The organism is Clostridia bacterium, from assembly GCA_028698525.1.
Taxonomy (GTDB): Bacteria; Bacillota; Clostridia; order JAQVDB01; family JAQVDB01; genus JAQVDB01.
Window position 1 is genome coordinate 1 of sequence record JAQVDB010000067.1, and the last position, 10601, is coordinate 10601.

8 protein-coding genes and 1 other annotated feature are annotated in these 10601 nt (G+C 37.0%); of the genes, 1 reads left to right on the plus strand and 7 read right to left on the minus strand.

The window, feature by feature from the left end:
• Positions 1–201 precede the first annotated feature (201 nt).
• From PHP06_09200 to PHP06_09225, 6 genes are all read right to left on the minus strand, one after another.
• Positions 202–1530 carry a neutral/alkaline non-lysosomal ceramidase N-terminal domain-containing protein gene (locus tag PHP06_09200; protein ID MDD3840729.1) on the minus strand — a complete coding sequence of 443 codons (1329 nt, stop codon included), beginning with the start codon at positions 1528–1530 and terminating at the stop codon, positions 202–204.
• A gap of 125 nt (positions 1531–1655) precedes the next feature.
• A complete protein-coding gene (locus tag PHP06_09205) occupies positions 1656–2450 on the minus strand; it encodes an SDR family oxidoreductase (GenBank protein MDD3840730.1) in 795 nt (264 codons plus the stop codon).
• Between the two features lie 12 nt (positions 2451–2462).
• Entirely contained in the window at positions 2463–3248 is a 786-nt protein-coding gene (locus PHP06_09210; GenBank protein MDD3840731.1) for an SDR family oxidoreductase, read from the minus strand.
• Between the two features lie 18 nt (positions 3249–3266).
• Positions 3267–4229 carry a Gfo/Idh/MocA family oxidoreductase gene (locus tag PHP06_09215; protein MDD3840732.1) on the minus strand — a complete coding sequence of 321 codons (963 nt, stop codon included), beginning with the start codon at positions 4227–4229 and terminating at the stop codon, positions 3267–3269.
• Positions 4230–4275: 46 nt separating this feature from the next.
• Positions 4276–5721 carry a M17 family peptidase N-terminal domain-containing protein gene (locus PHP06_09220; GenBank protein ID MDD3840733.1) on the minus strand — a complete coding sequence of 482 codons (1446 nt, stop codon included), beginning with the start codon at positions 5719–5721 and terminating at the stop codon, positions 4276–4278.
• A gap of 34 nt (positions 5722–5755) precedes the next feature.
• On the minus strand, positions 5756–6904 hold the full coding sequence (locus PHP06_09225) for an aminotransferase class I/II-fold pyridoxal phosphate-dependent enzyme (GenBank protein ID MDD3840734.1): 1149 nt from the start codon (positions 6902–6904) through the stop codon (positions 5756–5758).
• Positions 6905–7432: 528 nt separating this feature from the next.
• Between PHP06_09225 and PHP06_09230 the strand changes: the two genes are divergently transcribed.
• Entirely contained in the window at positions 7433–8155 is a 723-nt protein-coding gene (locus PHP06_09230; GenBank protein ID MDD3840735.1) for a FadR/GntR family transcriptional regulator, read from the plus strand.
• Between the two features lie 176 nt (positions 8156–8331).
• On the opposite strand, the gene ilvB is transcribed toward PHP06_09230, so the two are convergent.
• Complete coding sequence (gene ilvB / locus PHP06_09235; GenBank protein ID MDD3840736.1) at positions 8332–10020, minus strand: biosynthetic-type acetolactate synthase large subunit; 1689 nt, start codon at positions 10018–10020, stop codon at positions 8332–8334.
• 118 nt (positions 10021–10138) lie between these two features.
• Positions 10139–10399: a binding site (T-box leader), on the minus strand.
• Between the last annotated feature and the right edge of the window lie 202 nt (positions 10400–10601).

Genomic DNA, 10601 nt, shown 5'->3' on the forward strand with positions numbered 1-10601 from the left:
TTTCGCATGCTTTCACCTCCTTATGGACTATAACGGCCCTGCATGACCAGGGCAAGGATAACCTGACTATAAATTATATCATCGTTATATTTATTATGCAACAATTGATTTTCCCCTTGTTTTAAAAAAGTCTTAACTAGTCAATCATCTGTTACAGCATAACCCTCTCCTGCTGTACCAAAAAGATATATATGTAATTGATCAAAATTCTTTTATCATTTTGAGTGCTGTATTTACCCAAACATCACCCGCATCTTTGGCAAATATCCCTACACCAGTAGTTGGTTCATATCCACCCTCATCAAAAGCTTTAGGAGTTGGAATATATCCTCCGCTATAGCCGTTTGCTAACCCAAATATCGTTGTATATCTATGAGGAGATAATTCTTTCAGTTTTAGCTGGAACTCCACAAACACTTCTGCCGGAAATGCAGCTATCACTAATTCGTCCAGTTTAATCGCTTGTATATAAGTTAATTCATAGCTGCATTTCTCTTTTTGCGCAGCTAAATTCAACAGATATTTTGCAAACTCTACATCAGGTATCCCATCTAGTAACGTTAACTTTTTATCGCCCATTTCTGCTACTAATTTTTTAGCATTCCGTATCTCTTGTTCAGTTATCTCCCGTATTGGCATCTTCAGATCCCTTGCTGATACTTTTATCTCTATATCCTCTTTTACTTCTATGTCATCTATAAAGTATAGTATGTTGTCTGCCAGTATCCTTCCTATCCTATCTGCTTCATCAAAATCTCTGCCCTGTTCTTTATGCCATAGGTTTATATGGTTTACATCGCCCTCTGCCCCATTTGCAAAGTATACAAAGGTGTCTTTTCCTAATTTCTCTTTTATTCTATTATCTAACCCGTTTATATAATCCCTTGAAAAAAGCCAATCCTTTCCCACTAATACGGCAGCATGTAACGTGAAATTGACCATCACTCCTATGCATCTTTCCTGCATGTCGGTTATCTTTATAACGAATATATCATGATCTATCGGGCCTGCCGGTCTATCTATCTCTTCTACCGGTATATCCTCCCAATTCATATGTAGTGTCCCATCCTTGAGCCATATCCTACGGTTAAAGCTCAGGCTATCTTCATATCCTCTGCCTATACCTACCTTGCACTCTATCATGTTTTCCCACGCCTGTTTTGCTCCCCAAGATACTTTTGTTACCAGTTGGTCTAGATACTTTCTTGTGTCAGGAGATACCCCGCCTTTTCTCTTTCGTACTATATCAGGTCCTGAATGTGTATGCGTTGCATTAATAATCACTGCATTTTCAGGTATCCCGGTCAACTTGTTTATATCTTGTTTTATATTGATACATTCTTCTCTGTATATTCCCACCAAATCCAATCCTATAAAACATAATATATTCCCATCCTTATTCTTCATAGTAACTATGTTTGCATATAAAGGATCATGTATACCTCTAGAGATATTGTCGGCTCTAACATTGCCCCCTATAGGAATACCTACCTCTGGCGTAATATCCACCCTGTGTAAACCAACTAGCATGTTTATTCCTCCTCATCATTTTTGTAAGTTCTAATAATAAAAATCAAACTACATAAATTGCGAATTTCAGGAAAACCTAATAACCCTGAAAACTCATAATTTATGTAGTTATTTCCCTAGTTCTATTATATAGATGTATAGCCTCCATCCATCAGTATATCCTGACCTGTGATGTATGAGCTTGCCTCTGATGCAAGAAAAACAACAACTCCTTTCACGTCATCATCGTTTGCCATGCGATTTAAAACAGTATGCTTTGAATAGTTTTTGACAAACTCTTCCGGCGTTCTCTCAGACTGAAGACCACCAGGACTCAAACAGTTCACTCGCACACCGTATTTCCCATAATAACTGGCAGCCTGACGAGTAAATGCTGCTATAGCTGATTTATTAAAGAAATAGTCGTGACCAAAACCACCAGCACGCATGTCAGGAAATCCATCATAGTTTCTAGGCTCAACACCGATACTTCCCATCATTGACCCAAAATTAATGATAACGCCACTTCGCTGTTTAATCATGATTTCTCCTACAAGTCTTGTAATAAGCAGAAATCCCAAAGAATTTATTTTTGTTGAAAGTTGATGACCTTCTTCGGTTTGCTCCCAGCCACCTGGCCCTCCAGGAACTCTTGCAGCATTTACCAGAATATCAATCCTGCCTTCTTTATCCATCACATGACTCACAACATTATTTATGGATTCTTCACTGCCCTGATCGTAAGCTATAAACTCTACATCAAGACCTTGCTTTCTCATTTCCCTTACCTGCTTTTCGGCCTTATCCAAAGACCGGACAGCCATATACAGTTTTGCTCCTGCTTCACATAGGGCATATGCACTTTGTTTACCGTAAAGACCTCCTCCTCCGGTCATCAGTGCAATTTTGTTTTTAAGTGAAAATCTTTCCATTGTATTCATTTTATTACCTCCTTATTTAGCTATATATCCACCGTCAACTGGAATTGAAGTCCCCGATACAAAGGACGAAGCATCTGATGCAAGATAAACAACAAGACCCTTTATATCGTTTTCTTTAGCATTTCGCAGGAGCGTAGTACGTTTAGCAAATTCCTGAGCGTATCTTTCCGGCTTGTCTAAAGGAGCAGCACATATTGTATTGACCCTAATATTAAACTGTCCAAGGTAGCTGGCTGCTTGACGAGCATAGTTTACATAACCTCCAAAAGTAAATACCCTGTCTATAGAAAAATCATAATCCTGCATTTCAGGGCATTCAGCTGAATTATATCTATCCGGACCCACAAAAGCATATACAGAGGATAAAAATATTATGCTCCCTGCCTTGTTTTCAGCCATTTGGTTCCCCATTATCTTAGTTATAAGCATGGTCCCTATCTGATTTTTCTCAAGATTTTCATAGAGCTCTTCAGCTGTACCATTGTTCCAGCCATTGGTAAACCTTTCTCCAGCATTTAACACTAATATATCCAGCTTTCCAGTTTCTCCAATAATTTTATCTCTGAGTTGGATTATCGATTGTTCACTTGCCGGGTCATATTCTATGGCCGTAACGGAAAATCCTTGCTTTTTAATGTCTTTAGCTACTTCTTCTGCTGCACCTATATTATCAGATGCAATGTATACTGATGCTCCGGCTTCACATAAAGCTAGAGCAGATGCCCTACCATAAGGTCCTTCGGGTATAGCAACAAGAGCGCTCTTGCCTGAAAGATTAAAGTCATCAAGTATATCCATATTATTTACCTCCCGAATTTATATCAATTTTATTTCATCCAACATAACTTTTCTATTTCCCTCTTCACGGCTTATTATGCCGCCTATAACCATCTTCATCAGCTCCTGGGTATGCTCAAAGGGTTGTGGTTCTTCTCCTGTTCTAAGCCAATGAACAAATTTATCCAACTGCTTTTTGAAAGAATAGTAAGAATCCTGAGGTGTTATTACAATATTAGATGCACTCCCTATTAGTACACAAGGTCCTGAAGCCATACCAGCTGATAACGGAATATTGACATCACATCCGCTCTGATGAGTTATGTGTATTATATTTCTTTGGTACGTCCCTGTATTTTGAATAGAAATAAACCCTGGACCAAGCAATGGATACATAGCCTCTAGGGCATGGATACCGTATGTTTCCCATTTTTTTGTCATAGTAATGCAAATATACATGAGCTTTCCTAACTCATAATGGTTTTGATGATATGGCTCAAGCTCTTTAGTATATCTCATTGAGCTTGAGGACACGAAATGATGACCATCGTTATGCCATTTTGTAAATATCCTCAAATCCTTTTCGTTATCAACCATAGGCTTATCAATAAACATAGGAATATCTGCTTCTATAAAGGGCCTACAACGATCTACGTGCTCGGATCCTATATCTGTTGCTACTATTACTGCATCCACCTGCCCTATCATGTCCTCCGGTTTGTCTACAACATTAGGGATAAGAGAACTTCTTGCAACATCTTCAGCATCTTCTCTGTTATCACAGCATATATGAGTTATAGAAGCACCAGGGATACCGATAGTGCTCTTTGGCTGTTTATCTAGATATGCTGGGATAGCCGGGAAAGGACAATTCTTCATATATTCAGCATTATAATCGTTAAACATAGCACTCCAAGAATAAGGATGTCCGTTCCCCTCTGTCATTCCCAAAATACCAATTTTAAGGTCTTTGTCACCTAAAGGAAAAGTTTTTTTAGTCATTTTTATTCCGCCTCTCTTAAAATATTGGTGTTCAGCAAATCTGAACTCATTGATTTTGTTTAGCTAATTTTTCAATAAGTCTTACTAGTGTCTTTACTCCAAATCCCGTCCCTCCTTTTATAATATATCCCTGGGTTTTGCTGGAATTTCTAGTGCCTGCTATATCAATATGGGCCCAATTTGCATCTCCTGCAAACTCTTTTAAAAATAAGCCTGCAGTTATAACTCCTGGCTCTTCTAGCGATATATTGCTTATATCAGCTATATCACTTTCAAGAGCATATCTATAACCTTGGTATAGAGGGAGTTGCCAAAAATGTTCTCCGCACTCCTGTCCACAATCTATTATATCTTGCACCAATGCATCATTCCCTAAAACTCCTGCAATTTTTGAGCCCAGTGCTCGAGTACAACTCCCAGTAAGAGTTGCAACATCTATAATGATGTCAGCATCAAGTTCTTTGCCCATCAATATCCCATCAGCCAGAACAAGCCTTCCTTCCGCATCGGTATTTTGAATTTCTACTGTAATACCGTTATTGTATCTTATAATCTCCCCTGGCTTTAGCGCATTTCCATCGCATATATTCTCTACTAAAGGTATAATTCCATAAATATTAACATCAATATCTAACTGATCAGCAATATTAATTGCTGCCAATACTGCTGCAGCACCTGCAAGATCAGTCCTAGCAGGAGATAAATTCCGTCCTATTTTTAAACTGATACCTCCAAGGTCAGTGGTCACTCCCTTACCTATCAACGCAATAGTAGAAGCTGAACTACCTTTTTGATATTTTAACAAAGCAAGTCTGGGCTTACATTCACTCCCTCGTCCCACGGCAAGTATGCCGGCAATATTTCTATTCTCCATTTCTTCCACATCGAGTATCTCTGCCTGTATATTTGTATTTTTAGTACATTGGAGTATTTTATCCACAAAAGTCTTTGGGTTTAGCTTATTGCCCGGCTCATTTACCAAGTCCCTTGCAAATTTTATATTATCAGTAATACATAAGGTTCTATCCAATGCCCTAGTTAGTTCTTCATGTAACTCTTGATCATCAGGATATAGTAAAACCTTACAGTCTCTATGTTTATCCTTACTTTTATACTTATTAAATGAATAACTGCCAAGATCTATCCCTTCTACTATTGCCTTCAGTGAATCATCCGTACTGATTCCTTCAATGCTAGGAATAAATACAACCACATTTTCATAATACTCACAGTCTATAATCCTTATCAATTCTCCATAAATTTTCCTTATATCTTCTTGGTGACATCCCCCTAAATCTACAGCTATTAGATAATGTTTATCATTCATTATATTGCCCACCATGTATATTCTTCCATTACAAACATAACAGCTTTTATTTATATCCACATCACCCAACAACTCTTGAGCAGCATTGTTTAATATCCTTTTATCCTGGAATGGTACAGCAACAATGCTGTTTCCGTTCAATTCAGCAGTTATCTGTATATCCAATCTTATCCTCCTTTTCAATCTTCTATATGCTTAACTATATAAGCTTTAGTGCACTTTCAAGGTCCTCTAGCAGACAATCCACGTCTTCCAGTCCTATCGAAATCCTCACTTGTTTAGGCGAATAACCTATATCTATTACATCCTGTTCGCTCCTACCAGCAACCAAGGCAGAGATTACACTTTCAAATCCTCCCCAACTGGAACCTAAAGCAAAAAAATTTAACCCATCTATAAACCTCCTTATCCCCTGCTTATCGGTATCCAGCTCAAAACTGAACGTACCACTGTATCCCCTCATCTGTGATTTACCCAACCGGTACTGGGGGAAACTAGACAGCCCAGGATAGTTTACTTTTAGCACTTTATCGTGATTCTCTAAAAACTTGGCTACAGCCAATGCATTGTCTTGGTGACACTTCATCCTTACTCCTAATGTTCTCAGTCCTCGCAAGAGCAGCCATGCCTCAAAGGGTGGTAAAAAATTGCCTAACCTTGGTATACTATCCATTATGTCTTGGCTGGAGACTATCACACCACCTATTATATCGCTGTGGCCGCTGAGATATTTTGATACTGAATGTACCACCACATCTATTCCTAATTCCAAAGGATTCTGGAAAACCGGGGTAGCCCATGTATTGTCTATTATTGTGTAGATCCCGTTTTGCTTTGCAATTTTTGCCACAGCCTTCAGATCCTGCAATTTCATAATAAGTGATGATGGACTTTCTAGATATATTATCTTTGTATTGGGTCTTATCGCCTGCTCAATTTCATCTATATCATCACCTTCTACTCTCGTAACCTGAACATCATATCTATTGAAATAAGTATTTAGAAATTCATTCACCCTACCATATACAGTTCTTACCGAAATAACATGAGCATCTTTTTCCAGAAACGCTGACAAAGCTGAAAAAATAGCAGAAACACCGGAAACAAAGCAACGTGCTGCTTGGCCTTTTTCCATCTTAGCTATTTTTTTCTCAACAATCTTATAATTTGGATTATCAATTCGGGTATACGCATACCTTGATGAATTTTGGTCTTCTAATGAATCAAAATCAGGAAACCTGAATAGAGAATTTTCATAGATGGGAGGCACAATAGCACCATTGTGCTTTTCATACTCCTCCCCATGATGAATAGCAATCTGTTGGACTCTTCTGAAATGACTTTCCATAATCTCATCCCTTTATATGATTTTTGGTCTCGATTATAGTAAAGATTAGAAGGATATGCAACGCAATATATTGACTCTTTGGTGTGTATTTTTGCAATAATAAATAACTTTAAATCAACGTTCCTCAACAAAATAAATTTTTTACCCTTCTCCTTGGACATGTATCAGAGATCTTTGTTTTCTTTACGAACGATATATTAAAAAAATACCAATTTATAAACCGGTGGTATAAAACTCCCAAAGCTATTTTGTATTATAATATTACTATAAATTATACTGCATTCTATATAGATATGTCAAATAACAAAACTTAAGGATATATCAATTAAATTCAATATGATATAAATGTAAAACTATATATTTAAAACTTGAAGAATATAATATATACTATATATTAACGTAAGTTTGAAACTTTTATTTACAATTGCTTTAAACTTTACAAAAGCATTTGTTGTATTATAATATTATTATAAATATGCTCCAACTGGAGTATAAATAAAGATATCGAACAAAACAGGAGTTATATTTATGAAACCTATTAAAAAAAGTAATCTTTATGAACAAGCAGTCGATGAAATACAAAAATATATATTGGATAACGACTTAAAACCGGGAGATAGATTACCTACCGAAAGCGAATTGACCCAAAGCCTTGGAATAAGCAGAACCACGCTTAGAGAAGCCCTTCAATCTTTAAAATCTATAGGATTGATTGAATCAAAGCAAAAACAAGGGATGATCATAAAAGACTTTGACTTCGCATCCCTTACCAGTCAATTTTCTCTTTCGATGCACATCAACAACATCAAAAGCAAGGAACTTGCAGAAGCAAGGGCTATGATAGAGTTTGCAGTACTTCCTTTGGTCATAGAAAGAGCAGATGATAAGCAGATTGAAAAACTGCACCGCAGTATCGATAAAATGATAAAACACAATGAATCCGGCAATTTTGAAGGGTTTTATAGAGAAGATCTTTACTTTCATACTGTAGTATTAAAATGTTCAAAAAATACAGTATTACACGGATTTTATAAGATATTGAGAGAGCATTTTAACTCATTCATCAATGATTCCAGCTTTTTGAACAAAGATATCAGCTCTCGGCAAAAATCAAATCAAAGGATTATTGATGATCACAGGAAAATAGTCAAAAATATAGAAAACAAGAATTTCCAAGGTCTTAAAAATGCAATAAAGGGTCACTTATACCCGTATAATATAGGTGAAAGTTTAGAAAAGGCGAGCAAATAAAATTTGTATCGCCTTCTTCTTTTATCCGTCAAGGAATATTATTCATCATATATGCTATGCTATTGATTTTTGTTCTTTACAGTAATTAAAATATATTTTTTGGTCTGTTCATCAGTCTGCTGTCCGCATCACTTAAAATAAGTTATATCAGATAGCAGACTGATATTTTAACACTGTCACTCTTCAATTATATCTTTTATAGGCGCTCCCGGCGGTACTATTGGAAACACCTTTTCGTCCTTATCTATCAAACATTCTATCAATATAGGTTCATTTGCACTCAATGCTTCTTTTAATACAGGTTCAACCTCTTGATTTTGGGTAATCCTTTTGGCTTTTATATCGTAAGCATCCGCTAATTTGATAAAATCTACCTCATGGCCTAAAGTAGTGCTAGAAAATCTGCCTTGGTAAAATAATTCCTGCCATTGCCTCACCATCCCGAGGGATCCATTGTTCAACACTACCTGTATTATCGGCAACTTATATTTGCTTATAGTTGAAAGTTCATTACAGTTCATTCTAAAACTGCCATCACCTGCTATATTTATAACTCTGTTATCTGGACAACCTATCTGTGCCCCGATAGAGGCACCCAGCCCATAGCCCATAGTTCCCAGTCCACCTGAAGATATAAAAGTTCTGGGCCTAGAATAATTAAAATACTGCCCTGCCCATATTTGGTTTTGTCCCACTTCGGTAGTCACAATACCATAATCCTTGGTAAGTTCATATATTTTCTGCACTATATATTGCGGTTTTAAAGCACCATTTTCTATAACTCTTAAAGGGTATCGGTTTTTCCAGCCTTCTATCCTTTTATTCCATTCAATATTATTCTTTGCACATACTTCTACATTCAACCGTTCCAATATCTCTTTCACATCACCATTTATCGGATAATCTACATCTATATTTTTACCCAGTTCAGCAGGGTCAATATCAATATGCATTATCTTAGCGCTTGGCGCAAATTTTTCCACTTTGCTTATAACCCTGTCGCTGAACCTGGCTCCCACCGCTATTATCAAGTCAGATTCGTATACCGCATAATTAGAATATTTTGTTCCATGCATCCCCACCATACCTAGATATAATGGGTGATCTCCCGGGAAACCTCCTAATCCCATCAATGAACACATTACAGGAGCATTTATCTTCTCTGCAAACTCTTTCAATTGCTGCTGAGCACATGAAATCTTGACTCCGCCCCCGGCATAAATCACAGGTTTCTCACTGCTATTTATAGCCTCCATTGCATTTTTCACACATCTTTCATGCAGCTCTCCATCGGTGTAATATCTATTGTATTTATCATATGTCTTAAAGCTAGTATCTACTTCGCAAGGAACATAGTCTATTTCAGCACCTTGTATATCCTTAGGTACATCTATAAGCACCGGTCCTGGTCTGCCTGATCTTGCAATATCAAACGCTTCCCTTATTATTTCCGGCAGTTTGCTAGCATCTTTAACTATATAATTATGTTTTGTTATCGGCACTGTAATTCCCGTTATGTCAACCTCTTGAAAAGAATCTTTGCCCAAAAGACTCAATGCCACCTGTCCAGTAAACACCACCAATGGAACAGAGTCCATATAAGCTGTAGCTATACCCGTAACAGCGTTGGTAGCTCCCGGTCCTGACGTAGTAAATACCACCCCTACTTTTCCCGTTGCCCTGGCATATCCATCTGCCGCATGAGTAGCACCCTGCTCGTGGGCCGTCAATATATGCTTTATACCTTCAAAATCATAAAATTCGTCATATATAGGAAGTACCGCTCCACCAGGATATCCGAACACTGTATCCACTTTCTGCTCCTTCAAGCATTCTAGGATAACCCTTGCACCCTTCATCTTCAATTAAAATCACCTCTCCATTTTTTATTTAACACAATATTCAAATTTAAACTCCTACATAAAACCTTTGAATATAACTAAGAATACGTATAAAAAAAGCCCTTCATCTCTAACATATACTGTTAGGGACGAAAAGCTTATCTTCCGTGTTACCACCCTATTTTATTGCTTATAGCAATACACTTTAAAGGTACGGCATTTCTTGAAAAATGCTTATACCTCAATACTTTAACGGGTATAATTGACTCCGGCATGACTTACTTAAAGTTCAGCCATACAGCTCCGGGATGATGTTCAATAATATAGACGATACCGGTTCTCATTTTCCCCGGCTCCCTGTAATCATCTGGATATTACCTACTAGTCCCTTCAACGCTTTTTATAAGAAATATAATGGCATCTAAAAGTATTATCACATATTGTACAATAATTTGTTTTTTTTTGCAACACTTTTGTTGTTTGAGTTTCCCCATTTTTTTAATAAACAAGAAAACATATAAAAAATTAAAAGATATCCACAAAAGAAGATAACGTTTTAGATATTATCCACAGATTTTGAAAAGTTATCCAAAGATTTGATTAAA

What these genes read in the sequence shown, in the direction of transcription:
- PHP06_09200 (MDD3840729.1), bottom strand. Translation starts at nt 1,530, where the DNA reads ATGCTAGTTGGTTTACACAGGGTGGATATTACGCCAGAGGTAGGTATT.
- PHP06_09230 (MDD3840735.1), top strand. Translation starts at nt 7,433, where the DNA reads ATGAAACCTATTAAAAAAAGTAATCTTTATGAACAAGCAGTCGATGAA.
- PHP06_09210 (MDD3840731.1), bottom strand. Translation starts at nt 3,248, where the DNA reads ATGGATATACTTGATGACTTTAATCTTTCAGGCAAGAGCGCTCTTGTT.
- PHP06_09205 (MDD3840730.1), bottom strand. Translation starts at nt 2,450, where the DNA reads ATGAATACAATGGAAAGATTTTCACTTAAAAACAAAATTGCACTGATG.
- PHP06_09215 (MDD3840732.1), bottom strand. Translation starts at nt 4,229, where the DNA reads ATGACTAAAAAAACTTTTCCTTTAGGTGACAAAGACCTTAAAATTGGT.
- PHP06_09225 (MDD3840734.1), bottom strand. Translation starts at nt 6,904, where the DNA reads ATGGAAAGTCATTTCAGAAGAGTCCAACAGATTGCTATTCATCATGGG.